23 protein-coding genes are annotated in these 25,333 nt (G+C 54.8%); 11 read left to right on the top strand and 12 right to left on the bottom strand.

The genetic code is table 11. The annotated features are described in order from the left end of the window. Nucleotides 1-186 precede the first annotated feature (186 nt). The 5 genes from MWH02_RS06995 to MWH02_RS06975 form a co-directional block, all read right to left on the bottom strand. Nucleotides 187-1,257 carry an ABC transporter ATP-binding protein gene (locus MWH02_RS06995; RefSeq protein WP_271460140.1) on the bottom strand — a complete coding sequence of 357 codons (1,071 nt, stop codon included), beginning with the start codon at nt 1,255-1,257 and terminating at the stop codon, nt 187-189. Beyond that, nucleotides 1,250-3,019 carry an ABC transporter permease gene (locus tag MWH02_RS06990; RefSeq protein WP_110867794.1) on the bottom strand — a complete coding sequence of 590 codons (1,770 nt, stop codon included), beginning with the start codon at nt 3,017-3,019 and terminating at the stop codon, nt 1,250-1,252. The genes MWH02_RS06995 and MWH02_RS06990 overlap by 8 nt, the downstream gene beginning before the upstream one ends. Nucleotides 3,020-3,092: 73 nt before the next feature. Further along, nucleotides 3,093-4,181 (bottom strand): ABC transporter substrate-binding protein, encoded by a 1,089-nt coding sequence (locus MWH02_RS06985; RefSeq protein ID WP_101762504.1) that lies wholly within the window; start codon nt 4,179-4,181, stop codon nt 3,093-3,095. A gap of 170 nt (nt 4,182-4,351) precedes the next feature. Continuing rightward, a complete protein-coding gene (locus MWH02_RS06980; RefSeq protein ID WP_110867792.1) occupies nt 4,352-5,044 on the bottom strand; it encodes a response regulator in 693 nt (230 codons plus the stop codon). Continuing rightward, nucleotides 5,037-6,677: an ATP-binding protein gene (locus MWH02_RS06975; protein ID WP_271460139.1), complete on the bottom strand. Its 1,641-nt coding sequence runs from the start codon at nt 6,675-6,677 to the stop codon at nt 5,037-5,039. Before MWH02_RS06975 ends, MWH02_RS06980 begins: the two co-directional genes overlap by 8 nt. A gap of 1,023 nt (nt 6,678-7,700) precedes the next feature. Here MWH02_RS06975 and MWH02_RS06970 point away from each other — a divergent pair. From MWH02_RS06970 to MWH02_RS06955, 4 genes are all read left to right on the top strand, one after another. Then, nucleotides 7,701-8,678, top strand: a complete 978-nt coding sequence (locus tag MWH02_RS06970) for a glycosyltransferase family 2 protein (RefSeq protein ID WP_217547447.1) — start codon at nt 7,701-7,703, stop codon at nt 8,676-8,678. A gap of 16 nt (nt 8,679-8,694) precedes the next feature. Next, nucleotides 8,695-10,002: an oligosaccharide flippase family protein gene (locus MWH02_RS06965; protein ID WP_110867789.1), complete on the top strand. Its 1,308-nt coding sequence runs from the start codon at nt 8,695-8,697 to the stop codon at nt 10,000-10,002. Beyond that, nucleotides 9,999-10,994, top strand: coding sequence for a glycosyltransferase family 2 protein (locus MWH02_RS06960; protein ID WP_271460138.1), 996 nt, complete (start codon nt 9,999-10,001; stop codon nt 10,992-10,994). The genes MWH02_RS06965 and MWH02_RS06960 overlap by 4 nt, the downstream gene beginning before the upstream one ends. 379 nt (nt 10,995-11,373) lie before the next feature. After that, nucleotides 11,374-12,663, top strand: a complete 1,290-nt coding sequence (locus tag MWH02_RS06955) for an HAAAP family serine/threonine permease (protein ID WP_101762498.1) — start codon at nt 11,374-11,376, stop codon at nt 12,661-12,663. Nucleotides 12,664-12,708: 45 nt separating this feature from the next. Here MWH02_RS06955 and MWH02_RS06950 read toward each other — a convergent pair whose 3' ends face one another. The 3 genes from MWH02_RS06950 to dbpA form a co-directional block, all read right to left on the bottom strand. Next, nucleotides 12,709-14,265 carry a methyl-accepting chemotaxis protein gene (locus MWH02_RS06950; RefSeq protein WP_271460137.1) on the bottom strand — a complete coding sequence of 519 codons (1,557 nt, stop codon included), beginning with the start codon at nt 14,263-14,265 and terminating at the stop codon, nt 12,709-12,711. Nucleotides 14,266-14,706: 441 nt separating this feature from the next. Beyond that, nucleotides 14,707-15,669 (bottom strand): chemotaxis protein, encoded by a 963-nt coding sequence (locus MWH02_RS06945; RefSeq protein WP_008105989.1) that lies wholly within the window; start codon nt 15,667-15,669, stop codon nt 14,707-14,709. A 141-nt stretch (nt 15,670-15,810) separates the two neighbouring features. Next, nucleotides 15,811-17,190: an ATP-dependent RNA helicase DbpA gene (dbpA, locus tag MWH02_RS06940; protein WP_271460136.1), complete on the bottom strand. Its 1,380-nt coding sequence runs from the start codon at nt 17,188-17,190 to the stop codon at nt 15,811-15,813. Nucleotides 17,191-17,592: 402 nt separating this feature from the next. Here dbpA and MWH02_RS06935 point away from each other — a divergent pair, with 402 nt between their 5' ends. Continuing rightward, nucleotides 17,593-17,790 (top strand): hypothetical protein, encoded by a 198-nt coding sequence (locus MWH02_RS06935; RefSeq protein WP_039333073.1) that lies wholly within the window; start codon nt 17,593-17,595, stop codon nt 17,788-17,790. A 124-nt stretch (nt 17,791-17,914) separates the two neighbouring features. On the opposite strand, the gene MWH02_RS06930 is transcribed toward MWH02_RS06935, so the two are convergent. Together MWH02_RS06930 and MWH02_RS06925 are read right to left on the bottom strand one after the other, a co-directional pair. Next, complete coding sequence (locus MWH02_RS06930) at nt 17,915-19,276, bottom strand: amidohydrolase family protein (RefSeq protein ID WP_271460135.1); 1,362 nt, start codon at nt 19,274-19,276, stop codon at nt 17,915-17,917. Nucleotides 19,277-19,364: 88 nt separating this feature from the next. Continuing rightward, entirely contained in the window at nt 19,365-20,225 is an 861-nt protein-coding gene (locus MWH02_RS06925) for a LysR family transcriptional regulator (RefSeq protein WP_271460134.1), read from the bottom strand. An 87-nt stretch (nt 20,226-20,312) separates the two neighbouring features. Here MWH02_RS06925 and MWH02_RS06920 point away from each other — a divergent pair, with 87 nt between their 5' ends. From MWH02_RS06920 to yniD, 5 genes are all read left to right on the top strand, one after another. Continuing rightward, a complete protein-coding gene (locus MWH02_RS06920) occupies nt 20,313-21,485 on the top strand; it encodes a cyanate transporter (RefSeq protein ID WP_271460133.1) in 1,173 nt (390 codons plus the stop codon). 176 nt (nt 21,486-21,661) lie between these two features. Then, nucleotides 21,662-22,429, top strand: a complete 768-nt coding sequence (lldR, locus tag MWH02_RS06915) for a transcriptional regulator LldR (protein WP_101762492.1) — start codon at nt 21,662-21,664, stop codon at nt 22,427-22,429. After that, on the top strand, nt 22,426-23,616 hold the full coding sequence (gene lldD, locus MWH02_RS06910; RefSeq protein WP_222233062.1) for an FMN-dependent L-lactate dehydrogenase LldD: 1,191 nt from the start codon (nt 22,426-22,428) through the stop codon (nt 23,614-23,616). The genes lldR and lldD overlap by 4 nt, the downstream gene beginning before the upstream one ends. A 62-nt stretch (nt 23,617-23,678) precedes the next feature. Further along, complete coding sequence (locus tag MWH02_RS06905) at nt 23,679-24,107, top strand: OsmC family protein (protein WP_101762490.1); 429 nt, start codon at nt 23,679-23,681, stop codon at nt 24,105-24,107. Nucleotides 24,108-24,186: 79 nt separating this feature from the next. Next, a complete protein-coding gene (gene yniD, locus MWH02_RS06900; protein WP_021507251.1) occupies nt 24,187-24,294 on the top strand; it encodes a small membrane protein YniD in 108 nt (35 codons plus the stop codon). 114 nt (nt 24,295-24,408) lie between these two features. On the opposite strand, the gene MWH02_RS06895 is transcribed toward yniD, so the two are convergent. Beyond that, the gene (locus MWH02_RS06895; protein WP_110867781.1) at nt 24,409-24,642 is read right to left on the bottom strand and encodes a hypothetical protein; all 234 of its coding nucleotides are present in this window, start codon (nt 24,640-24,642) and stop codon (nt 24,409-24,411) included. 111 nt (nt 24,643-24,753) lie between these two features. Further along, nucleotides 24,754-24,924 (bottom strand): hypothetical protein, encoded by a 171-nt coding sequence (locus MWH02_RS06890; RefSeq protein ID WP_007887091.1) that lies wholly within the window; start codon nt 24,922-24,924, stop codon nt 24,754-24,756. A gap of 212 nt (nt 24,925-25,136) precedes the next feature. Between MWH02_RS06890 and MWH02_RS06885 the strand changes: the two genes are divergently transcribed. Further along, nucleotides 25,137-25,304, top strand: a complete 168-nt coding sequence (locus MWH02_RS06885) for a hypothetical protein (protein WP_168197444.1) — start codon at nt 25,137-25,139, stop codon at nt 25,302-25,304. The last annotated feature ends 29 nt before the right edge of the window (nt 25,305-25,333 follow it).

The following is a 25,333-nucleotide window of genomic DNA, read 5'->3' as shown; positions in this document are numbered from 1 at the left end:
TGAAAGATGCGGCAAAAAACCGGCTAAGACATGTCTTGAATAAAATAAGTACAGAAAGAATTTAATTATTGAGCGGCGTATTTAATAGCAGGAGGTGATGTGTCGCTGTTTATTCTGTTTTAAAAAATTTATTTTTAATGAGGATTATCAGTGAAGAAAGGAGGCAGCTGGCCGCCTCCATAAACATCACCCTTTCGGGAAAATCCACACATGGTTTTCCGGCAATGCCAGATGGCAATGTTGCGGATCGCGCACCTCGCTGCCATAAGCGCGAATGACAAAATCATCGCCTCGGGTGCGGAACAAATATTCCCAACGATCGCCCAGATACATGCTGGTGAGCAGCGGCAGTTCCAGCTGATTTTCGCCCGGCCCCTCGACCAGTTTCACCCGCTCGACGCGGATCACCGCCGTGGCTTCCTGGCCGTTTTGCACGCCTGCGCCCGCCAATCCCCACAACGCCCAGCCTTTGCCCTCGATGCGCGCTTTGCCGTCGCGCAGCTCGGTGATTTTGCCGTGCAGCCGATTGTTGCTGCCCATAAACTCGGCGGTGAACAGGGTTTTCGGTGAGCCGTACATCTCCTGCGGTGTGCCTTGCTGTTCGATTTTGCCGTTATTGAGCAGCAAAATACGGTCGGAAATCGCCATCGCCTCATTCTGGTCGTGTGTCACCATCAGCGCCGACAAGCCCAGTTTGATGATCAGCTCACGCAGGAACACGCGCGCCTCTTCGCGCAGCTTGGCATCCAGATTCGACAACGGCTCATCCAGCAGGATCACCGGCGGGTTGTAGACCAGCGCACGACCAATTGCCACGCGCTGCTGCTGACCGCCAGAAAGCTGGTGCGGATGGCGTTTACCAAGGTGGCCTAACCCCAACTGCACCAACACATCCTGCACGCGTTGGGTGATCTCCGCCGCCGCTACTTTGCGCAGCTTTAACGGATACGCCACGTTCTCGAACACGGTTTTGTGCGGCCACAAGGCGTAGGACTGGAACACCAACCCCAGATTACGTTCTTCCGCTGGGATCTCACTGCGCGGCGTGCCGGCGTAAACCGTGTTGTTGCCAATCACAATCGTGCCTTGCGTTGGCTTCTCCAGTCCGGCGACCGCACGCAGCAGCGTGGTTTTGCCGCTGCCGGACGGACCAAGCAGAGAAACCACTTCGCCGCGCTGCAAGTTCATCGACACGCCTTTCAGCACCGGATTGTCGCCGTAAGTTAAGTGCAGGTTCTCGACCGATAATTCAATCATGTAATTTGACTCCAAATCGCAAGGCAATACCCAAACCGACCACGACCAGCAGGATGTTAATAAACGAGAGTGCGGCGACGATATCTATCGCGCCCGCCGCCCACAGGGAAACCAGCATGGAGCCGATGGTTTCCGTGCCGGGCGAAAGCAGGTACACGCCGGTGGAATATTCGCGCTCGAAAATCAGGAACATCAGCAGCCATGAGCCAATCAGGCCGTAACGGGATAACGGAATGGTGACGTGACGCGTGATCTGTCCGCGCGTGGCGCCGGTGCTGCGCGCCGCTTCTTCCAGTTCCGGCCCAACCTGCAGCAGCGTGGAGGAGATCAGGCGCAGGCCATACGCCATCCACACCACGGTATACGCCAGCCAGACGCTGAAGATGGTGCTGCGCAGTGACCGCAGCCAGACGATCAGGTTATCGCGCAGCCACTGCGACCAGACGAAATCAGACAGCCAGCCCGATTTGAGCGAGTTATCCAGCCACATCGGCAGGAACAGGAACACCCAGAGAAACGCCAGGCCTGCCAGCAAGCCCGGCACCGCACGCGGCACCAGCACGCTGTAGTCGAGGAAGCGCGTGGTGTTATCGGGTTTGCGGTGCATGGCGATACCGATAAACAGATAACACACCACCGCCAGCGCGCCGCCAATTACCCCAATCGCCATCGAGTTGACGATGGCGCGCAACAGGTTAGGCTGCGCCCAGATGGTCTGGAAAGTTTTGATCGACAGCTCATCCCAGAGCGAGACGCCAACGCCCCAGTTTGAGATAAACGCACGCAGTACCACGCCCAGCAGCGGCACGCCAATGGTCACCGTCAGCCAGAAGGCAACAACCGCGCCCGCCACCCAGCGCCATTTGCCCAGCGGCAGCGCTCGCGCCTGCGAAGCTTTGCCTTTCACGGTGACAAAGCGATTGGCGGTGCGCATCAGGCGGCGTTGCAGCATCACCAGCGGAATGGTGATACAGATCAGCACCACCGCTACGGCGGCCATCAGATGATAAGAAGGCGTGCCGAGTTTATTAGTCAGTTGGTAGAGATAGGTAGCCAACACCATGTTGCCTTCGGGATCGCCCAGCACCAGCATCAGGCCGAACACCTCCAGCCCGAGGAAGAACAGCAGCACGGTGGCATACAGCATCGAAGGACGCACCATCGGTAAGCTCACCGCCGTCATCACCTGCAGCGGTGTCGCGCCCGCAATACGCGCCGCTTCTTCCACATCCGATCCCACGCTGCGCAGCGCAGAAGAGATATACAGATAGGCGTGCGGGACGTGCGTTAGCCCGGCGATCACTACGATGCTCGACATGTCGTAGATATTCCACGGCACAAAACCGAACAGCGATTGTGCCCACAGCGAGAAGAATCCCACCGGGCCCGCCGCCACCACGTAACCAAAGCCGAGTACCATCGGCGAGACAAAAATTGGCACGAGGATCAGCGGCTCAATGATGCGTCGGCCGGGCAGATCGGTGCGCACCATCAGAAACGCCAGAATACCGCCCAGCGGAATGGCGATGATCACCAGCCCGAAGGCGAGAATAAATCCGCTGCGCAGCGCTTTATAGAAGTCGGGATCGGTGAAAATAAATTCAAACGACTCGAGGCTCCACGCTTTCGACGGCGAAAAGAACGGGGCGGACAAGAAACTTTGTATCACGATAAACGACAGCGGAACGTAGATAACCAGCGCGGTTATCAGCACCACAACGCCGCGCGGCAGGCTTTGCCACTTTCTCTGCAATGCACGCATATTGAGACCCTGAATGGCGAATCAGATAACAGAAAGAGAAGCGCGACGCAGCGGCCGCGCTTCGGTACTGCCGTTATTTACCGGCGGCTGTGCGCCACTGTTTGATGTAATCCAGACGTTTTTTCGGTTGCAGATATTCCAGCAGGCTTTCATCAACCGGGATCGGTTTCAGCGCGTTACCTAACATTTTGGTCAAGCCATCAATGTCATTTTTGCCTTCAATATCGTTGCGCAGGGAAGGGATGTCGGCCTGATTGGCCAGAATGCTTTGCCCTTTTTCAGACAGCACGTAATCGAGCCACAGCTTAGCCGCATGGCTGTGTTGCGCTTGCTGGCTGATGAACGAGACGCGTGACAGCACCAGCGTGTAATCCTTCGGATAAGCGATGCCCAGCGACGGATCGGTTTTGGCGCGCGCTTCGGCGTAAGAACCCAAAATGTTAAAGCCAATCAGGTTTTCGCCGGATGAAACCCTTTCCATCATGGTGCCGGTGGAAGACTGCACGGCTAAACCGCCTTTCGCCACGTCGGCCAGGGTTTTGAAGTAGTTGGGGTCGGCTTTGGCATCCTGTACTGAGAGCATGAAGCCGAGGCCCGATTTCTCAATATCGTAGGTGGTGACTTTGCTCTTGAATTTGTCGGTCTGGCTGGCGATCAGCTTGGCTAACGCAGCGTGCGAATCGGGCACGTCACCGGCCGGGATCATGCGCTTGTTGTAGATAAAGACCACCGGTTCGTAGGTGGTGCCGTACGCCTTGTTATTCCACACCGCCCACGTCGGCAGCTGCGCCAGTTCAGGGGATTTGTACTCCTGCGCGTAGTCGGTCGCCAGCTTCAGGCCGGTATCCATTGAGGAGCTCCACACCACATCGCCGCTGGTGCCACCCGAGGCTTGTTCACTGATAAAACGGTTGTACAGCTCGGTGCTGTTCATATCGTTATATTCAACTTTGATGCCGGGATAAGTGGCCTCAAAGCCTTTGACCAGCGGTCCGGCGGCTTTGATGTCGGTGGTGGAGTAGACCACCACTTTGCCCTCTTTGGTGGCGGCATCAATCACGCTTTGGTAGTCCGAAGGGTAACCTTGCGGCGGAGCCGCTACGGCTGACATGGAAACAAACACAGTGGCGGCAATCAGAGACAGAGGGAAAATGTTCGACATTATAATTAACCTTTTAGTTACATTTGAGGAACTAAAGGTCAACATAGCCGATCGCCTTTTCCACACAAGAGGTGACGGATTGTTATCTTCACGAAGTGTGATTGTTGGCGTCGTTTAGGCAATTAACACCATAAAAACCACAAGTGGCCGCGCGCGGAATTTGCGCGTGATCACAGGATTTTGCGGTACAGCCGTCGCGGGTGGCCGATATTGCCGTACTGCATCTCGACGCCAATAAATCCGATCTCTACGCAATATTCGAGGTAGCGGCGGCCGGTGGTTTTGCTGATGCCGATGTTTTCTACCACCTGTTCAACCGACCAGCTGCTGTGCGGTGCTGCGTTAAAAAAGCCTTTCACCCGTTCCAGCGTAATCGACTCAATGCCTTTGGTGGATGGCGCAGCAGGCGCGTCACTGGCTGGCAGGTTGAACAGCTTATCCAGCGCCTGTTGATCGACATTCTTCATCTGGCGCAGGGTCTGCACCAGCAGCATGAAGCGCTCCAGCGACGCGCGCAGGCGATGGAAAAACACCGGTTTCAGCAGGTAGTCAAAGGCGCCGCTGCGCATCGCGTGGCTACAGGTTTGCATGTCGCTGGCGGCGGTGATGAAAATCACTGAGCACTCAAAACGCTTCAGCAGCGGATCGTCAATCAAGGTTACGCCCTGACCATCCGGCAAATAGTTGTCGAGCAGCAGCAGGCGTGGCTGATGCGCGGCAATCAGCGCGCGCGCCTGCGCTAGCGTGGCGGCAATGCCGACCACGCGCAGATGAAAGTTCTGCTCAATATATTCACGATGCAGATCGGCCAGATGCGGCTCATCTTCCACAATCACCACATCAAGCGGCTTAGCATTATTCATGGGAAAGTCCTGTTAATGCGGCGGGCTGGAACGGAATAAACACCGAGAAGATGGTGCCCTGCGGTGAGTTGTCGCTGATCTCAATGCTGCCGCCCGCCTGCTGTACATAACCTGCCGCCAGATAGAGGCCGATGCCGTGCTCAGCACCGAACATATCGTCGTTGCTGGACGGCTTGCTGGTGACGCCTTGCTCAAACAGATGCGGTTTAATGCTGTCATCGATGCCGCAACCCTGATCGGCCACTTCGATTAACAGCTCCTGATTACGGCCAGAAATATACAATTCTATCGGGGCGGCGGGCGTTGTGGCATTGAGCGTGGCGTCGACGGCGTTATCCAGCAGATTACCGATCACCGACATCAACGCCGTTTCACTCAGTGCGGCAGGAATGCGGCTCAGCTGGCAGGCCGGATCAAATTTCAGCTCCACGCCTTTTTCCCGCGCACTGACATATTTCCCTAGCAGCAGCCCACAGAGCGCGGGTGAGGTGAAGCGCGCCGAGACAAAATCCAGCACCTGCTGCGCGCCAGCTGATTGCGCGTGGATGTAGCGCATCGCGTCGTCGTAACGCTGCATCTGTAACAGGCCGACCAGCGTGGCGGTCCAGTTCAGCTGTTCATGACGCATGATGCGTAAATTATCCGCATAGCGTTTCACCTGGCTCAGCTGGCTGCTCAGCGTATTGATGTCGTTTTTATCGCGGAAGCTGCATACCCAGCCGCCAGGCTCGCCGGGTTCCAGCTCGATTGCCACCCGGTTAACGATCACCTGACGCTGATTGAGCACGGTAACGTGATCGTGAGTTTTCACCTCATGCTGGCGCAAAAACGCCGCAGGAATCTGCAACACCGCATCCAGCGGTTTACCCAGCAGTTCACTCTCACTCTGCTGAATATCCAGCAACTCGCGTGCGGCGCGGTTGATGAGAATCAGCTGCCGCTCCGCGTTGACCGCAAACACGCCTTCATACATCGCTTCCAGCAGCGCTTTTTGTTGCAGCACCAGCAGGGCGATATCCTTCGGCTCCAGCCAGAACATCTGTTTTTTCAGGTTGCGACTAAACATCCAGGAAAAAATAAACAGCAGCAACAGCAGCGCCACGCCATACAAACTGGCCTGCCACAGCAGGCTAACGTTGATATTGGCAATATAGGAAGTGAGATAACCCACCGAGACAATGCCAATCACCTGATGCTGGGCATTTAAGATCGGCGCCTTGCTGCGCAGCGACACGCCGATGCCGCCTTTGCGCACCGAAATAATGGTTTTGCCCTGCAGCACCTCGGCATTGTCGCCGCCAATCATCGGTAAATTGAGGCGCTCCGGTGATTCCGAGTGGTAGAGATGGTGTTCTTGCGTGTCGCCAATCACGATATAGCTGGCATCGCTTTGGTTGCGCAGCGGCTGAATCAGCGCGGCGATGCCAGCGATATCACGGCGCGCTACTTTCTCCGCCAGGCCGGGCATCAGCGCAATTTCACTGGCCTGCACCCGCGCGCGCTGTCCCAAATCGTGATGCAGTTGGCGATCGATAAAATGAAACAGAATGGTGCCCAGCAGGGCGAGTAGCAGGCAGGAAAACAGCACCAGCGACAGGAAGAGTTTTACCTGGAAAGATAATCTGCGTTTCATACAACCTGCAGTGAAGAGAAACTGGAGAGAGGCATGGCTGGAGACTAGCACGCGAAAATGCGTGCCGTGACACGCTATCTTCAGAGTTGTGAGCTGGCTTCAATCCCGGCGCGGCTTGGGCGCTGGTTACTGTTGGCACCATGTCAGCGATATTCCCATCTTATTCCTGGTATTCGCCTGCTGTGGCGCTAATCAATCGGCAAAAAATCAATTCACCACGGCTAATCTATGCGCCGTTGTTTAATCCAGCCTTTCTCTGAGTAAATTCCGGTTTGGCCTGGCAACCATTGACCTTATAACCCGGAGTGGTGAGAATGCCGGGAAAAGTTTTGAATTAGATCGCAAATTTTGGGCATTAAGCCCGTTGCAGTGCGACCGCAAGCGCCGCACTGAATTAACGCCACTTGCACTCATCGGAACGCAAAAGACGCGCCGAAGTAATAAAAGTGCAGGGCACACAGCAAATATCGTTAATGTCGTGACGTTCGTTGAGAAGGCCCGTCTGTTGATGCACCTACTCAGCCCCGGTCGGCATTTCTTGTTTTTGGTGATGAGCGCGATAAAAACGCCAGCGTTTTTTTACGCTTACTACCAGACAGATAAAAATTTAATTTAAGTTCGCCGTGAATGACGTGGTGACGCTATTAAGCCAAATCACCGCAAGATAAAACGTAACTGGCTGAAAATTAACTGAACTCTTACGAGCGCAGCGCAGCCTTTTTATGCCTGAAAAATGGGTTTGTGCGTAGTCAGTAAACAGGTAGCTGCAAGCCTGGGGCGGTAGCCTGCCTGTTTTACCTGACGAAAGCAGAATAAATCTGCACGGTTTATTTGGCGATTATCTTATTTAGCGATCTTTTTACAGAGAATTAAAGGCCAGTTTTATTTGACCTGAGGAAACTCTGAAATAGACAGGCAATAAATGTTAAGCCGGGCGCAAGCAACGTGCACTGTTAATCACTGCAATGTTCAGCAAATATTTTTCCGCCCGCAACTTTTACTCCGACAGAGTCCAGAGGTTATATGCAAAATCCCGTTAACGACGTTTTAATCAGCGTCATCGTGCCGGTGTATAACGCCGCGGCGTATCTGGAGCGATGCATTGACAGCCTGCTACAGCAGGAAGAAAGCCGTTTTGAAGCGATCTTTATTAATGACGGCTCCAGCGATAACTCGCTCGCGATATTACAGAATTACGCCCATTACCCACATTTTCACATTATCGATAAAACCAACGGCGGCGTTTCATCGGCGCGCAATCAGGGCATTCGCGCCTCGCGCGGCAAACTGCTGTGCTTTTTAGACGCCGATGATTTTCTGCCGGCCAGCGCATTTGCCACCTATGTGCGGCTGATGCAAAACAACATCGCCATGGTGGGTGGGGAATCGCAGCACTTCACGCCGCAAGGCGATCCGCTCGATTTCCCGGCCAACAGCAGTGACGTGCGCCAGTTGACCGCTTCGGCGGCGATCAACGATCTGCTCTATTTCAATCCGCGTCACGGCATCTGCGACAAGGTGTTTCGTGGCGATGTGATTCGTCAGCATCAGCTCACCTTCAACGAGGAGATTTATAACTTCGAAGATCTGCTGTTTGTGGTCAATTACCTGCACCTGCAACAGGATCGTCAGGTGATCTTTACCCAGCAGGTGGTTTATCACTATGTGGAATCCACCAACTCCGCCACGCGATCGGCGTTACGCGAAAAGCATTTCTCCTTTGCACGTTCGTTTAATGGCATGCAGGCGTTTTTATCCGCGCAGCACAGCCGCTGTTATTACCATCTCTATTTAAAAGTGACCTCGTCTTATATCTATAAAGCGCTGCACAGCGACGGATTTAGCCGCGCCTTTATTGATGAATATATTTCACTCTACCGTCGCAGCTTTAAGTCCTATTTCACATCAGGATTGATGCTCAATCCGTGGAGCCTGTACTTTGCGCTGTTTTTTGTCAGTCCACGACTGGTATCGCGTCTGCGCCGCCTGGCACAGAAATAAACGCTGAGGTTGAGTTGTGAAAGATAAATTAAAAAATTCTCTGTGGATGATCGCTGAAAAGCTGATTGCGGTGTTCGGCCTGATATTTGTCACCTCTTATGTGGCGAAATATGTGGGGCCCACCACCTTCGGCATTATCTCAATTTCGATGCTGGTATTTCAGTTCATCCAAAGCATCGCGCTGATGGGCAGCGATGTGATTCTGCTGAAACGCTTATCGCAAAATCATCACTCCGGCATGCGCTTAATGATGGCGACCTTTCTGCTGGTGTTAGTGATTTACGGCATTCTGGCAGCCAGCGGCATGCTGATTATGGGCGAAGAGTGGAGTGCTGAAGCGCGGGTATTTGTCTGCGCAGCGGCGATTGCCTGTCTGTTTTCTTCGCTCGATCTGGTCAATATCTACAACGAGGCGATGCTTAATGCGCGCCTGAATGTCATCGCCAATCTGGCGGGGCTGGCGATCAGTTTAACCGTGCGCTTCTTTATTTCGTATTACGGTTTGGATCCGCAACTGTTGTCGATTCCGATCGTACTGGCGACCTTTATTCCTTTTGCCATCAAACTGACGATATTCCTGAAATACCATCGTCAGGTACCGATTCCGGCACTGCGCCAGATGAAGAAATATTCCCGCTATATGGTGGCGTCCGGTATTTCTCTGGTGTTTTCCGTGATTGCGGTGGCGATTTATACCCGCGTTAACCAAATCAGCGTGTCGTATTTCCTTGGCGTGAAAGAGGCGGGGATTTTCTCTGTCGCGCTGACGCTCGCCACCGCGTGGGTATTTTTACCCAATGCCTTGCTGGCTTCCTTTTTCCCGGCGTTCTTTGCCGAACGTGACGATCGGCAATCGATTATCAAAGCGCAGAAATTACATCTGCTGGTGATAGGTGTCTCGTCGTTGGTGATTCTGGCGATTTGGTTATTGTCCGGATGGTTTATCCGTGACTTTTACGGTGCGGAGTATCTCGATGCGGTAGCGCCAACGCTGTTACTCAGCGTGGGTGCGATGTGCGCGGTGCTAAGCAGCGTGATGGATCGTTTCATTATTAAGTACAACGGATATCGCTATTTAGTGAAGAAAACCTTCGTGGTGTTATTAATTTGCGTGGCCTCCTCTTTATTGTTGGTTCCTTATTTCGGTTTAAATGGCGCGGCCATGAGCGTGGTATTAACCGAGTTTTTATCTTTCTCCCTGCTTAATTACTTTTTCCCTGCTCAACCCGTAATGCGTATTCATCAAATTTTTATCAATCCCAGGAAACTATGGCTGTTATTTAACAATATCAAAACCTCAGACAGTAAAGAGAGTTTATCATGAATGAAAAACCCCTGTTTAGTCTTATCATTCCCGTCTATAACTCACAAAAAACCATTAAACGTACCTTACTGAGCGTGCTTAAACAGACGTTCAGCAGTTACGAAGTGATTGTGGTTAATGATGGCAGCAGCGATTCAACCGCGAATATTCTGCAGGAGTTTAGTGCTTATTCGCAGGTTACGGTAATTCACCAAATTAATGCCGGTGTCAGCGCCGCTCGAAATAGCGGAATGCAGCAAGCCAGCGGTGAATATGTGTTATTCCTTGATGCGGATGATTGGGTGGATGATAACTTCCTGATGATCTTCAAACAGAATCTCGATGCCTGGCCAGCGGAATCTGTCGATTTGATGGTGGGCAACCTCAACGACAATCGTGTGGGCAAAGTGTCGCAGGCGGGCTTCTTCAGTCAGGAGGACATTCCTTATGTGCTCGGTGAGTTGGAGATGAGTGATAACATCGGTTATCTGCATAACAAATGTTATCGCCGTCAGATTATTGAGGAGTTGAACCTGCGCTTTTTGGAAGGTATCTCCATGAGCGAAGATTTGCTATTTAACCTTAAATTCTTCAGCTGCATTAGCAATTTTCTGGTCACGCCGGGTGCGGCTTATCATTATGAAGACGTGGCGGGTTCATTATCGAAGCGTAAAGTGCAATACAGTGAACTGAAAGTACGTAAACAGTTTCTCACCGCACTGTATGATTCGATCATCAGTAAATATCAGGCCAGCGATCTCGACTATTTCCTTAAAGGCATCTCCAAACGTGTGCTGGCGCTGGATATGCAAATCGTGACCGCAATGTATCACTCATCGTTTTCACCTACGGATATTGCCCAGGAAATTGATCAAATAAAGCGGGGTAAATACTCAAAAGGTATTTTCATCCTGCTGAATAAAAATGAAAAATTGAAGTACATGATTATGAATTTGAATACACTCACAGCGTACTATTTTCTTTATGCACTCTACAGAATGCGCGCATTCTAATTAAATTCTCCCGGCGTTAGCCTCTGGACGCATTTGCTGTATCAGAGGCTAGTGGCCGGGGGAGTTGCTCTTGTGTCATCTGCACCACCCGTGGTAACAGCCCAGCGTTGCCACACCTTTCCACTTTCCTCACGCCTTTCTGCTGACTCCCCGTTACTCCTTCTTGCACTCATTCCGCGTCTCATGTCAAATAGCGCCCCATGCAATCGATTGCGCGCATGTTTCGTGCATTTACTGCGGCGCAAAACATCAGGATGCGTGAATTTCATCTCATGAAGCGTCATCCTTTGCGTTCCGGCCGGGCGGAGCAGCCCACGCCATGTTTGGTAGCCATCTTTGTGGCTGCATGTTGATAAAGCTTGAAATTCTGGAGAGACAGATGGACAACTCACAAACCGGTACGCTTGGCACCGTAGAAACGGCGGCTAAGGGCTGGCGTAAGAGTGATACCGTGTGGATGCTGGGTCTGTACGGTACGGCGATTGGTGCGGGCGTGCTTTTCCTGCCGATTAACGCCGGTGCAGGCGGGCTGATTCCGCTGATTATCATGGCGATTCTTGCCTTCCCGATGACCTATTACGCGCACCGTGCGTTAACGCGCTTTGTGCTCTCCGGTAAAAATCCCGGCGAAGACATTACCGAAGTGGTGGAAGAGCACTTTGGCGTGGGCGCTGGCAAGATCATCACCTTGCTCTACTTCTTTGCTATCTATCCGATCCTGCTGATGTACAGCGTGGCGATCACCAACACTGTCGATAGCTTTATCGTGCATCAGCTGGGGCTGGTTTCGCCGCCGCGTGCGCTACTGTCGCTGATTCTGATCATCGGCATGATGACGGTGGTGCGCTTTGGCGAGCAGATGATTGTGAAAGCGATGAGCATACTGGTATTCCCGTTTGTGGCGGTGCTGATGCTGCTGGCGGCTTATCTGGTACCGCACTGGCATGGTGCAGCGCTGGAAACCTTGTCGTTAGATGCGAATGTAAGCGGCCACGGCATTCTGATGACGCTGTGGCTGGCGATTCCGGTGATGGTGTTCTCCTTCAATCATTCGCCGATTATCTCCTCTTTTGCTGTTGCCAAGCGCGATGAGTACGGCGCAGGCGCGGAGAAGAAGTGTTCGCGCATCCTGGCGAACGCCCATCTACTTATGGTCGTGACGGTGATGTTCTTTGTGTTCAGCTGCGTGCTGAGCCTGTCGCCCGCCGATCTGCAGGCGGCGAAAGATCAGAACATCACCATTCTGTCCTATTTAGCCAACCACTTTAATGTACCGATGATTGCGTGGATGGGGCCGATTGTGGCGATGGTGGCGATCACGAAGTCGTTTCTCGGGCATTATCTGGGGGCGCGTGAAGGGTTTAACGGCATGGTGGTGAAGTCGCTGCGCAGCCGCGGTAAAACCGTCACGCCGCAGCGTCTGAATCGCCTGACCACCGCGTTTATGCTGCTGACCACCTGGCTGGTGGCGACGCTGAACCCCAGTATTCTGGGCATGATCGAAACGCTGGGTGGGCCGATTATTGCGATGATTCTGTTCCTGATGCCGATGTATGCCATTCAGAAAGTGCCGGCGATGCGTCAGTACAGCGGGAAAATCAGTAACGTGTTTGTGGTGATCGTTGGCGTGCTGGCGATTTCGTCGATTGCTTATTCGCTGGTCAGTTAAGCATACATATTAGAAAGGTCGCCAGGCATGGCGACCTTGTCATAACTACACCGCAGCCGTTTTAAACACACTCATCGACTGCGCCAGGCGATCCGCCTGTTCCTGCAACGCCTGCGACGCCGCTGAGGCTTCCTGCACCAACGCGGCATTCTGCTGCGTCACCGCCTCCATCTGCGTAATCGCTGAGTTGATCTCGCTAATCCCGCTGCTTTGCTCGCTGCTGGCAATGGTGATTTCGCTCATAATATCCGCCACGCTCTTCACGCTGTTGACCACTTCACCAATCGTTGAACCGGCGTGCGTCACCAGACGGCTACCTTCATCCACCTGCGCGACCGAATCCTCAATCAACACCTTGATCTCTTTAGCGGCAGATGCCGAACGTGCCGCCAGATTACGTACTTCGGTGGCCACCACGGCGAAACCACGGCCTTGCTCACCGGCGCGTGCGGCTTCGACCGCGGCGTTAAGGGAAAGTATGTTGGTCTGGAAGGCGATGGAATCGATCACGCTGATAATATCGACGATCTTCTTCGAAGAGAGCGTAATGGCTTCCATCTTCTCGATCACCTGTTCCATCACCACGCCGCCTTGCTTCGCCACGTTGGAGGTGTTGGCCACCAGCTGATTGGCTTCCCGCGCGTTTTCGGCGTTGTGCTTGACGGTGGCGGTCATCTGTTCCATCGCCGATGCGGTCTCTTCCAGCGAGCTGGCCTGCTGTTCGGTGCGTGATGAGAGATCGATGTTACCGCTGGAGATTTGATTCGAGGCGACAGCGATGGTATCGGAACCGGCGCGCACATCGGAAACGATAGTGAGCAGATTGTCGTTCATCGCCTGCAGCGCCTGCATCAGCACGGCGGTTTCATCTTTACCGCTGATTTCAATGTGCGAACTGAGATCGCCTGCCGCGACTTTCCCGGCGATTTCCACCGCTTCATTCAGCGGACGCACAATTGAACGCGTCAGCATAAAGCCTAATACGATGGAGGCCGCAATGGCGAGAGCGGAGAAGATTAGCGTCATCTCAATAGCGGATGATCCGTTATCAATAATCTTCGCGCCTTCTTGCTGTAACTGCTGCGATTGCGAATCGGCAAACGCCACCGCGCTCGCCAGGAAAGCGTTTTGCGTAGCGGTAATGGATTTCAGTACATAGGTGCTGGCGGCGTCTGCATCGCCAGCGCGTACCAGCTCAATCAGCTGATGTTTCTCGGCCTCGAATTTGTCACTGGTCGCCAGCAGCCCGGCGATTTTCTTTTTACCCACGTCGGTAACCTGTATCGCTTTGATTTTATTCATCGCGTTGTTGGTATGTTCAGTGGCTTCGGCGAGTTGCTGATAACGTTTAACGTTATTTTCCGGACGCGTGGTATCAATCACGATGCCACGCAGATATTTAATTTGATCGTTAACACCGTCACGGACGTCAAAACCAAGACGCACTTTCACGTAACGGTCTTCCACTATCGACGTAATACCGGTTTTGATGTTGTTAATTTTGGTAATCGACGTGATGCCGACAATGACTAACAGTGCCACCACTAAACCAAAGGCGATGCCCAAACGGACGCCGACCTTCATATTCTTTAAGCTCAACATTGGTTCTCCCCGTAATGCCAAAAATTGATGTTTTCAAGACGGAAAAGCAGGCAAGGCGCCCGCGTCAGGTTAATGTTTTCTAAGGTAAAAATGGTTACGCAGCGTGACAAATCTGGTATGGCAGCACCAGCGCAAGCGCTATCTGTTATCGGTTGTTAATGTTTTAACTTTAATTTTTTAGAGATGCGTCACGGTTTGGTTAATGACGTTAACCTTGATTTTTAACTGGATGGGAAAGTGAGGCGGGAGGATCCTGGTTGGAGGGTTGCCAGGAATGGCGTAATGCCGATCAGTTAAGCACCTTATCAAATCACCGCACATTCCGTAGCGGCGCGATTTATCGCGCAATGAATTGCGCCGCTACAAGGTGTGCTCTGGTAATTAAGGGTTCTCAGGTCTTAACTGACAAGCATTACGCTATGAACGGTGGCGTTACGATAATTAACGCGGCTTTTTCAGCACGCCGTGGATCACATTCGACAGCTCGTTGATTTCGAACTTCGCCACGTAACCATCGGCACCGACTTTACGCACGTGATCTTCGTTGGCGCTGCCGGAGAGTGAAGAGTGGATCACCACCGGAATCTGGCGCAGGTTGTTATCGCGTTTGATGTTGCGCGTTAAGGTAAAGCCATCCATCTCCGGCATTTCGAGATCGGTCAGCACCAGCGCGATCTTGTCGTGGATCGACTCACCGTTTGCAGCCGCTTCTTTCTGCATCTCGTTAATTTTGATCCAGGCTTCCAGACCGGTGTTGTGCATAATCGCCGGGATGCCCATGCTTTTCAGGCCTTGCTCCAGCAGCTGACGCGCCACTTTGGAATCTTCCGCCACAATCGCCACCTGGCCAGGCTTCAGATTGAAGTCTTTGGCGGTCTCTGCGCTTGGCTCAACGCCGCGCACTGAAGGAATGATGTCATACAGAATCTGCTCAACGTCCAGCACCATCGCCAGATTATTGCTTTGGCCGTCGGTATCCAGACAGGCGATGCTGGTGATGTTGCGGCTACCGATGCCCGCTTCCGCCGTGTGCACCTGGCTCCAGTCGAGACGCACAATGTTCTCCACCGATTCCACCGCAAACGCCTGAGTGCTGCGCGCATATTCGGTCACCAGCAGCAGGTTAAGGCCGGTTTCTGGTTTGCAGCCGGTGACGGCGGGCAGATCGATAACCGGAATAAACTGGCCGCGAATACTCGCCATGCCAAGCAGCGGCGATTGCATGCCAGCGGCGCGAGTGATGGTGGGCATCGGCACGATTTCACGCAGTTTAAACACGTTGATGCCGTACAGCTCAGATTTGCCTTTCAGCTGATCGGAACCCAGTCGGAACAACAGCAGTTCGAATTTATTGGAAAGCGCAAGGTTGGCGCGTTCATCGATCTCTTTCTGAAAATTATCCATCATGGCCTCGGAGCAGATCTGGGCTGAGTAAAGGGCAGGGCAATATCGCCATGATTAACTTATCGGCAGAAGAGAAAAAAAATGAAGGGGGAGATAACGGAAATTTTAGCGTGAGAGCGATCGCCCTCACGCGGGTACCCTTTACTTCAGCAGAATGGCGCGCACGCTTTTGCCTTTGATCTTGCCCTCTTTCAGCTTGATCAGCGCTTTCTTCGCCTGAGCGGCGTCGATGGCAACATAGGCGTGGGTGGCGGTCATATCGATCTTGCCGATCTGGTCGCCGCTGAATCCGGCTTCACCGGTCAGCGCGCCGAGAATATCGCCCGGACGGATTTTGGCTTTGCGGCCGCCATCAATGCACAGCGTCATTTTGGTCGCCGGCAGCGATTTGGCGCTGGTGCCTTTCAGCGAGCTGGAGGAAACCCAATTCAGCTTCTGCTGCAGATACTCTTCCAGCGCATTGGCGCGCACCATTTCGTCGGGGGCGACAAAGCTTACCGCCAACCCTTTCTCACCGGCGCGACCGGTACGGCCGATGCGATGAATGTGCACTTCCGGATCCCACGCCAGCTGAAAATTCACCACCAGCGCCAGCGATTTAATATCCAGACCGCGTGCAGCGACGTCGGTGGCGATCAACACGCGGATGCTGCCGTTGGCGAAGCGAATCAGCACGCGCTCACGATCGCGCTGCTCCAGATCGCCATGCAGCGCTAACGCACTGATATCACGCTCGTTCAGCGCGGCAGCAACGTCGTCACACTCGCGCTTGGTGTTACAGAACACCACGCAGGAGGCCGGTTGTTGCTGGCTGAGCAGCGCGCCGAGCAAGCTGTGGCGCTCTTTGGCGCTGGCTTCAATAAACTGCTGCTCGATGGTCGGTAACTCGGTTTTATCTTCGGTGGCGACTGCCAGCGCATCGCGCTGAAAACGCTGGCTGAGACTGGCGATGGTATCCGGCCAGGTGGCAGAGAACAGCAGCGTCTGGCGCGTTTCCGGTGTAAAGCCGATGATCGCTTCCATATCGTCGCGGAAGCCCATCTCCAGCATGCGATCGGCTTCATCCAGCACCAGCGTTTGCAGCTGGCTGAGATCAAGGTTGTCGCGCTTCAGGTGATCGAGCAAACGGCCCGGCGTGCCGACCACGATATGTGGCGCATGCACTAAGGAATCACGTTGCGCGCTCATCGGCTGGCCGCCGCACAGCGTCAGAATTTTGATGTTGCGGGTAAAACGCGCCAGCTGACGCAGCACGTTGCTGACCTGATCGGCCAGCTCACGCGTCGGGCACAGAATCAGCCCCTGGGTGTGGAACTGGCTGTTATCGATGCGGTTCAGCAAACCCACGCCAAAGGCGGCGGTTTTGCCACTGCCGGTTTTCGCCTGCGCACGCACGTCGCGCCCTTCCAGAATCGCGGGCAGGGAAGCGGCCTGAATCGGCGTCATGGCGTCGAAACCCATCTCGCGCAGGTTATCGAGTTGGCTGGCGGGCAGTTGCGTCAGGGTAGAAAAAGCAGTCACGGGAAAGTCTCTAATTGCGGGTAGGATGGCGGCGGTCAGTCTGGCAGAAAGGGGCGTGATCGGCAATGGCAAAAGCGCTTCTGCTGCCTGCCTGAAAACCGTTAGCGTTATAGCAGGCTTGTCTCGTTTTTATACGCATACTGTTGCGAAGTTCTAATGCTTTTGAGGCTGATTTTATTCTGCAATGAAGGCGCTAAACCTCGACATATGCAACGAAAAAGGAGAATTAGCGTTATTAAACAAGCATTATCAGGGTTTGTTAATGCTTACTTATAAGTATTGTGCTAATGAATGGCTTCGCTTAGGTAAAATTCTGATTAAAACGAATAGCCGATTTGCTTTATATTTACCCCGCCGTTTGGCTAATCAGTAAATACCCATAATATTTCAGAGGTCATTTCATTGAGTCATTATGTCCAGGGACAAAACGAAGACATTCTGAAAATCGTCGGCCGCGCCGTGTTAACGCTGCATCTGCATGGGGAAACCTTATCTTCGGATAAAGTCAGCTCTATGATTGCCTGTTACGCGGAAGAAGAGCCTGTCAGCGACGATGAAAACCAGCGGCTGTATGCGCTGGCGATTCAGATGCTTTCGTAAAATCCAGCACTCACCGGGTGTGCGCATGCTGCCTGTTTATGTCGTACGTAAAGCCTCCTTGCGGAGGCTTTTTTGTTGGGTGCCTTCAGCCACGCGCCGCTACGGGAATGTGCGATTTTTGGGCTTACGCACTGAACACTGGCAATCCGCGGTGGAAGGTGGCGCGGACCGGGGAGATGCGGGCAACGGCTTCGGCGGAGCAGCTGGCCTCGACCAGCATCATGCTGGCTTCATCGTCGACCTTCGGCCACTGACGTTCGCCCTGATTCGACAGCGGCAAAATCCCGCCGGTGGCGATATGCAGCGCGCGGCTCAAACCGAACTCATCGGAACCGCGATACAGCTGCGCGTACAAATTGGCTTTCTCCAGCATGCTGCCGGTGCCAAACGGTGACCAGTGATCGATCACGCTGTCCGTGCCGGTCATCACCGTGATGCCCGCCGCCTGCAACTGCGGCAGCGGCATGGTCAGTTTGCCAATCGGAATGGTCGACGCCACGCTCATCTGCTGCTCGGCCATGCCCGCAATCATCTTATCCAGCGCTTTGCCTTCCAGCGTGCCGAGCGCAAAACCGTGGCTCAGCGTCACTTTACCCTTCAGCTGCGGGTTTTTCGCGATGGTGTCGATCATGTACTGAATGGCCGCCACGCCGGATGGCGAGGTTTCGTGCAGATGGATATCCACGCCGCGCTGGAAATCGAGGGCGATCTGGAACATCGCATCCAGCGACGCTTGCATCGCGCCATCCACGTTGGTGGGATCGAGCCCGCCGACAAACTGCACGCCCATCTGCATCGCTTCGCGCATCAAGCCATCAACCTTCGAGTGCAGCAAACCGTGCTGCGGGAAGGCAACAATTTCACACGGGAATTCCGCATGATTCGCTAGCGCCAGCTTGAGATGCTCAAGGCTTTTCAGGCCGCTAACCGGATCGATATTGCAGTGGCTGCGCGCTTCGGTGGTGCCTTTGCTGTGCAGCAAACCAATGATCGCTTCGGCACGCGCCTGCGACGTCGGCAGCAGTTGCGGGATCAGCACCTGTTCGCGCGCAATCATATCCATGATGGTTTTGCCCTGACGCGGACGCGGCGCTTCCCACGGACCACCGTAAAAGGTTTTGTCGAGATGGATATGCATATCGCGGGTGCGCGGCAGCAGCAGGGCGCCGTTGGCATCCCACTGAGGCAGATTGGTGTTGCGCGCTTTGCCTGCGGCATCAATCGCCGCGAAAGTGCCGTCTTTGATGGTGATGTCGTACAGCGCGGTGCGCGTGGCGATCACCTCTTTACCGTCGCGCTCAAAGCCCTCTTCGAGGCGGACATTGAGCAGCTGGTAGTGCGCAACGCGCGGTGGCGGCGTGTGCGGCTGTGTGCTGTTAGCGAGCAGCGGTGAAGCGGGTGCAGCGTAGCTGATGCCGGCGGCCAGCAGGCTTCCGGCGGCGGTCAGACTGAGAAATTCACGACGGCTGGGAGAGGTCAGTTGCATCAGAGGTTCCATCAAATGAGAAACGCTTAATCTGGCAAAACTCAACGCAGCGCGCTGCGATATTTGCCACTGGTTAGCAGTGGAAAAATCACTGCCACTGCAGCTGACAAAAGGTCACCAGCGCGGCGGCCAGCGTCTGCTGCAGTTCGTCCTGCGGCGCACGGCAAAATAGCGCCAGTTCAAAATGGTTGATGGTGGGTAAACCATCGGCTTCCCCTAATACGCGATGCTCAGGCAAGCGGCAGCTGGCGGGCAGCAGCGTTAAGCCCAATCCGGCGGCGCTGGCGCTGGCGAGCGCCACCAAACTGGCGCTGCTGTAGCTGATGCGCCAGCTTCGGCCGAGGTTATCCAGCGTCTGCGCCATCTCCTCGCGATATAAACCGAGCTGCGGGAACACCACCAGCGGCACCGGCGTTTGCTCAAAGCAGGGATGTGCGGCGCTGTCCAGCCACAGCAGCGGCTCGGGGCGCGCAGCCAGCGGACGTTCACCGCCCGGCTGTTTGATCAGCATGATATCCAGCTCCTCACGCTGCCAGGCGCGATGCAAATCGACATACATGCCGCTCATCACATCAAGGCGCAGTTGCGGATGTTCGCGGCTGAACTCCGCCAGCAAACCGGCGGTCGGCGCGGCGAAATCTTCAGGCACGCCAAGGCGCAGCACGCCGTCGCGCCATTTATCGCTCAGCACGTCGTGCGCTTCGCCGTTTAGCGCGATGATGCGGCGCGCATAGCCCAGCAGCTTCTCGCCCTCTTCGGTGAGCGCCACCTGATGCGATGTGCGCTGTAGCAGCGGTTTACCGATCATCTCTTCCAGCCGACGCACCTGCTGGCTCACGGTGGATTGCGACAGATGCACGCGATCGGCGGCGCGGGTGAAGCTGGCGGTTTCGCACACCGCGACAAAACTCAGCAGTTGCTGCGGGGTGAACATCGGCTGACGATTCATTTTTCCACTGGTCGTTATGGTGTTATTTCATTTCCAAATAGTAACGACTGCTGCGATGCTGACAACCTCTTTGCAGCAGGATTGTGTATGAATCGACATTTCAACGGATTAACGCTCGCCGCTTTGGTAGTGGCTGGGCTGAATATGCGACCGTTACTCACTTCTCTTAGTCCGTTACTCGGCCAGCTTCGGCAGACGATGGGACTCTCTTCACTGGCGGCTTCGCTGCTGCCTGCGGTACCGATGGTGATGATGGGCGCGGTCGCGCTACTGAGCGCTTCGCTGATGCAGCGCGTGCCGCTGCAACGCTTGCTGCTGGCCGGATTGACGCTGCTGCTGCTGGCGCTGGCGGCGCGTGGCGTGATCCACGACGGCAGTTGGCTGGTGGTCAGCGCGCTGTTTGGCGGCTTTGGCGTGGGCGTGGTACAGATGGCGATGCCGGGCCTGATTCGTCAGCGCTTTGCACAGCGCAGCGCGCCGGTCACCGGATTGTGGGCCGGTGCGCTGATGGGCGGCGGCGGTTTAGGAGCGGCGTTATCGCCGTGGCTCAGCGATCATTTTGGCGAGCCGCTGGCGCTGAGCGGCTGGGCGCTGCCGGTGCTGCTGGCGATTGCACTGTGGCTTTACGTGCGCGTACCAACCGTCGCCAGCACGGAAAAGGTTGCGCTGCCGTCGCTGTGGCGCACGCCGCGCGCCTGGACGCTGGCAATCAGTTTTGGCCTGGTGAACGGTGGTTACGCCACCTGCGTTGCCTGGCTGCCGGATGCCTATCATCATCTTGGCTGGTCGGCGCAGGCCGGCGGATCGCTGCTCGGCGCAATGATTCTCTGTCAGGTTGCAGGTGCGCTGTTGATGCCGCTGCTAGCGCGTAAGGCGGATCGGCGTCCGCAGCTGATTATCAGCCTGGTTTGTCAGCTGATCGGCATGAGCGGCTTTCTGTTTGCCCCGCTGTTCGCGCCGTGGCTGTGGGCGGCGATTGCCGGATTTGGACTGGGCGCGGCATTCCCGCTGGCGATGGTGCTGGCGCTTGATCACCTGCCGCATCCGCAGGCCGGTGCACGGCTGGTGGCGTTTATGCAGGGCGCGGGCTTTATCATTGCTGGCTGCATGCCGTTTATCGCCGGTCAGCTGCAGGCATTAACCCACAGTTTTTCCAGCGTCTGGCTGATGCAGGCGGCGGTGACGGTCGGGCTGATTTTGCTGAACCTGCGCTTTCATCCGCGCAGTTATGGTCGGGCCTTTGGCCGGACTGCGGCGTAATTGGTCCTACCAAAATATTCAAATGTGGCCGCGTCGTCACATAACCTGAAAAATCCTGCCTGTTTCGTTGCATCGAAGTAACAAAGCATTAACCATTCTCCTCCATTAAGCCCGCCACGCTGCATTTTGGTCCTACCAATGCAGCATGGTGGGGGAGCCTTTCTCAGGATAATGCGATGACCGAAAATACGCTGCGGGCGCGGCTCTGCGCCTGGATTACCGAGCATCAGCTGGAGCCGGGCATGCGGCTGCCGTCCGAACGCGCGCTGGCGGCCGAGTTCGGTTCATCGCGATCGTCACTGCGCGAGGCGATCCAGCAACTGATCAGCAGCGGCGTGTTGATCAGTAAACGCGGTGGCGGCACCTGGCTGCGTCAGCCGCAGCAACCGTGGTCGGAACAGCGCATCGTAGAGCCGATTCGCCAACTGCTGGCTGAGGATCCCGATTATCGCTACGACATCCTTGAAGCGCGTCACGCAATAGAGGCCAGCACCGCGTGGCATGCGGCGTTGCGCGCCACCGAAGCCGATAAAGAGCGGCTGGCTTACGCCTTTGATGCGCTGCTGAAGATTAAGCAGAGCGACGATGCCGATCTCGCGGCGCAGGCCGATCTGCGTTTTCATCTCGCCATCGCCGAAGCCTCGCACAACGTAGTGCTGCTGCAGACCATGCGCGGCTTTTTCGATCTGCTGCAATCCTCGGTGCTGCACAGCCGTCAGCGCATGTATACCCATCCGGTGATTTTTAATCGTCTTAACGAACAGCATCAGGCGATGTTTGATGCGGTGATGGCCGGTGACGCGGAAACGGCGCGCCAGGCGGCGATGGATCATCTCGGCTTTGTTCACACCACTATGAAAACCCTGCATGAAGATGAGGCGCGCCAGGCGCGCATTACGCGTCTGCCGGGCCACCAACCTCAGCACAAGGAAAATAACGGATGATCATTTCTGCTGCCAGTGACTATCGCGCCGCGGCGCAACGCATCTTGCCACCGTTCTTGTTTCACTATCTGGATGGCGGCGCTTACGCCGAGCACACGCTGAAGCGCAATGTCGCCGATCTCTCCGACGTGGCGCTGCGCCAGCGCGTGCTGAAAAACATGTCGGCGTTGAGCCTCGAAACGAAGCTGTTCAACGAAACCCTGTCGATGCCGGTGGCGCTGGCGCCGGTCGGCTTGTGTGGCATGTATGCGCGACGCGGTGAAGTGCAGGCGGCGCGCGCGGCGGCGCTGAAAGGCATTCCGTTTACGCTCTCAACCGTGTCGGTTTGCCCCATTGAAGAAGTGGCGCCGGCCATAAATCGTCCGATGTGGTTCCAGCTCTATGTGCTGCGCGATCGCGGCTTTATGCGCAACGCGCTGGAGCGCGCCAAAGCCGCCGGCTGTACCACGCTGGTGTTCACTGTCGATATGCCGACGCCTGGCGCACGTTACCGTGATGCGCACTCCGGCATGAGCGGCCCCAATGCGCCGCTGCGTCGTTACTGGCAGGCGGCAACCCATCCGCAATGGGCGTGGGATGTCGGTTTACATGGCCGTCCGCACGACCTCGGCAACATCTCCACTTATCTTGGTAAACCGACCGGGCTGGAAGATTACATCGGCTGGCTGGCGAACAATTTCGATCCGTCGATTTCCTGGAAAGATCTGGAGTGGATTCGTGAATTCTGGGATGGCCCGATGGTGATTAAAGGCATTCTCGACGCGGAAGATGCGCGCGATGCGGTGCGATTTGGTGCCGATGGCATTGTGGTGTCGAATCACGGCGGGCGTCAGCTGGACGGCGTGCTGTCGTCGGCGCGCGCGTTGCCGGCAATTGCCGATGCGGTGAAAGGCGATATTACTCTTCTCGCCGACAGCGGGATTCGCAGCGGGTTAGATGTGGTGCGGATGATCGCCCTCGGTGCCGACTGCGTGCTGCTGGGACGCGCGTTTGTCTATGCGCTGGCAACGCACGGTCAGCGCGGCGTTGAAAATCTGCTCAACCTGATTGAGAAAGAGATGAAAGTGGCGATGACGCTGACCGGCGCGAAATCGATCAAAGAGATTACGCAGGCTTCGCTGGTGCAGGCTAACGCGCTGTTGAGCGAGGCGGGCTTGAGTCCGGCGCGTCCACGCGCGGTGAGCTAATCCAGCAGAATGAGTCATGTTGTCTATACTCAATAGCTGTCGAACACAACAGGAGGAATGACATGACCATACATAAGAAAGGATCGGCCCATTGGGAAGGCGACATTAAAGGCAAAGGTACGGTAAGTACTGAAAGCGGCGTGTTGAGCAATCAACCGTACGGTTTCAATACCCGTTTTGAAGGCCAGAAGGGCACTAACCCGGAAGAGCTGATTGGTGCTGCGCACGCCGCTTGCTTCTCAATGGCGTTGTCATTGATGTTGGGCAATGAAGGGCATCCGCCAACAAGCATTGATACCACCGCGGATGTGTCGCTGGATAAAAAGGGCGACGGTTTTGCCATCACCAAAATCGCGCTGACCAGCGCCATCGTCTTACCGGGCATTGATGACGCGAAGTTTGATGAGATCATCCAGAAAGCCAAAGCGGGCTGCCCGGTTTCTCAGGTACTGAATGCTGAAATCACGCTCGACTACACGCTGAATAAATAATCGCCCAAATGGGTGACCAGCGTTAGAATCAACGGTGCGCCTTAGGGCGCATCGTTGCTTTCTGTCGTCTGGAGGATGCGTGGCAAAAAAACTGGCTGCAACCAAACACTGGAAAATGATCGTGGTGCTGTTGTGCATCTGCGGGGCGCTGATGCTGATTCGCTGGGCAGCGATGATATGGGGATGAAAGAGTGGATCAGCAGTCACAAGCTTGGCGTGTTGGTGATGGTGATTTTGGTGCTGGAGTTACTGCACTACCTGCTCACGGCGTCATGGTTCCCATGGCAGATTGGCTAATCAATCAGGCGTACTCACCGTCTGTCTGGCGTACGTTACGTGCACTGCTGCGCGCAATGCGATAGGCCTTGCGTGGATCGCCCGCCACGAACTCAAACGTGGGCGAGAAATAGAATGGCAGCCAGCCGCCGAAGCCGCTTTCCCATTCCCAACGTACGGGGCAGGGCCAGAGAATGCCATCATACAAAATGTAATAAACCCAGCGTCCGTTTGGACGACGGGGGCGAGATGTTTTCATTGGATTCACAACGATGATAGTGAAAAGCAGCTTATATTTTGAACGCTACAACCCATTCTTGCAATGCCGTTTGGCTACTATTTGCGCAACTTTAATCAAGCTGGCACCGAATTAACGGTGCACTTCGCCACAAAGTAAGACCACATTTGGCCGCACTTTATGGATGCGATCGGCCATCTGCTCACAGGCCACTTTGGTCGGATAGATACGCTCCGAAACCGGTAAGGCATCACAGGCATCATGCCCACATGCGCTCACTAATAAAACAAAACCAATCAGCATAATCAGACTCCTTTAACACCTTCTCGCTGGTACGGAATGTGTGGCTGGTCGTTCCCTTTTTTGATCCAGTATAGCTAAACGCGTTGAGAGTCAATTATCACCCTGAGCGGCTTTCTTGTCCGGCTCGCAAGATTATACGTATCGCAGTGCGCAACCGTAGCTCAATCTGGGCTAAACTATGCGGCCCTGATAAAAACGATGAGTGAGTTAACATGTCGAACGAAATTGCCCAACCAGCCAGCAGCCCAAAACAAGCCGCCTTGCAACTGGTGATTGAACTGGTGCGCGCGGGAAAACTGAGCCCGCTGCACGGTGATGCTTCCAACATGATTTCTATCTACGAACAGTTCAAAACCCATTTCGAAGCGGAAAAAGAGTAATTTTTGTGCCAGCGGTCGCCATGAATGGC

It is taken from the genome of Pantoea leporis (genome assembly GCF_028048155.1).
In the GTDB taxonomy this organism is placed as follows: Bacteria; Pseudomonadota; Gammaproteobacteria; order Enterobacterales; family Enterobacteriaceae; genus Pantoea; species Pantoea leporis.
The sequence above is the reverse complement of the archived record's forward strand: the minus strand, read 5'-3'. Positions and strand labels throughout refer to the sequence as shown.

What these genes read in the sequence shown, in the direction of transcription:
- MWH02_RS06950 (WP_271460137.1), bottom strand. Translation starts at nt 14,265, where the DNA reads ATGTTGAGCTTAAAGAATATGAAGGTCGGCGTCCGTTTGGGCATCGCC.
- MWH02_RS06920 (WP_271460133.1), top strand. Translation starts at nt 20,313, where the DNA reads ATGAATCGACATTTCAACGGATTAACGCTCGCCGCTTTGGTAGTGGCT.
- MWH02_RS06960 (WP_271460138.1), top strand. Translation starts at nt 9,999, where the DNA reads ATGAATGAAAAACCCCTGTTTAGTCTTATCATTCCCGTCTATAACTCA.
- MWH02_RS06930 (WP_271460135.1), bottom strand. Translation starts at nt 19,276, where the DNA reads ATGCAACTGACCTCTCCCAGCCGTCGTGAATTTCTCAGTCTGACCGCC.
- MWH02_RS06990 (WP_110867794.1), bottom strand. Translation starts at nt 3,019, where the DNA reads ATGCGTGCATTGCAGAGAAAGTGGCAAAGCCTGCCGCGCGGCGTTGTG.
- MWH02_RS06975 (WP_271460139.1), bottom strand. Translation starts at nt 6,677, where the DNA reads ATGAAACGCAGATTATCTTTCCAGGTAAAACTCTTCCTGTCGCTGGTG.
- MWH02_RS06945 (WP_008105989.1), bottom strand. Translation starts at nt 15,669, where the DNA reads ATGGATAATTTTCAGAAAGAGATCGATGAACGCGCCAACCTTGCGCTT.
- MWH02_RS06995 (WP_271460140.1), bottom strand. Translation starts at nt 1,257, where the DNA reads ATGATTGAATTATCGGTCGAGAACCTGCACTTAACTTACGGCGACAAT.
- MWH02_RS06955 (WP_101762498.1), top strand. Translation starts at nt 11,374, where the DNA reads ATGGACAACTCACAAACCGGTACGCTTGGCACCGTAGAAACGGCGGCT.
- MWH02_RS06885 (WP_168197444.1), top strand. Translation starts at nt 25,137, where the DNA reads ATGTCGAACGAAATTGCCCAACCAGCCAGCAGCCCAAAACAAGCCGCC.
- MWH02_RS06985 (WP_101762504.1), bottom strand. Translation starts at nt 4,181, where the DNA reads ATGTCGAACATTTTCCCTCTGTCTCTGATTGCCGCCACTGTGTTTGTT.
- lldD (WP_222233062.1), top strand. Translation starts at nt 22,426, where the DNA reads ATGATCATTTCTGCTGCCAGTGACTATCGCGCCGCGGCGCAACGCATC.
- MWH02_RS06905 (WP_101762490.1), top strand. Translation starts at nt 23,679, where the DNA reads ATGACCATACATAAGAAAGGATCGGCCCATTGGGAAGGCGACATTAAA.
- MWH02_RS06970 (WP_217547447.1), top strand. Translation starts at nt 7,701, where the DNA reads ATGCAAAATCCCGTTAACGACGTTTTAATCAGCGTCATCGTGCCGGTG.
- MWH02_RS06980 (WP_110867792.1), bottom strand. Translation starts at nt 5,044, where the DNA reads ATGAATAATGCTAAGCCGCTTGATGTGGTGATTGTGGAAGATGAGCCG.
- MWH02_RS06890 (WP_007887091.1), bottom strand. Translation starts at nt 24,924, where the DNA reads ATGCTGATTGGTTTTGTTTTATTAGTGAGCGCATGTGGGCATGATGCC.
- MWH02_RS06895 (WP_110867781.1), bottom strand. Translation starts at nt 24,642, where the DNA reads ATGAAAACATCTCGCCCCCGTCGTCCAAACGGACGCTGGGTTTATTAC.
- MWH02_RS06925 (WP_271460134.1), bottom strand. Translation starts at nt 20,225, where the DNA reads ATGAATCGTCAGCCGATGTTCACCCCGCAGCAACTGCTGAGTTTTGTC.
- lldR (WP_101762492.1), top strand. Translation starts at nt 21,662, where the DNA reads ATGACCGAAAATACGCTGCGGGCGCGGCTCTGCGCCTGGATTACCGAG.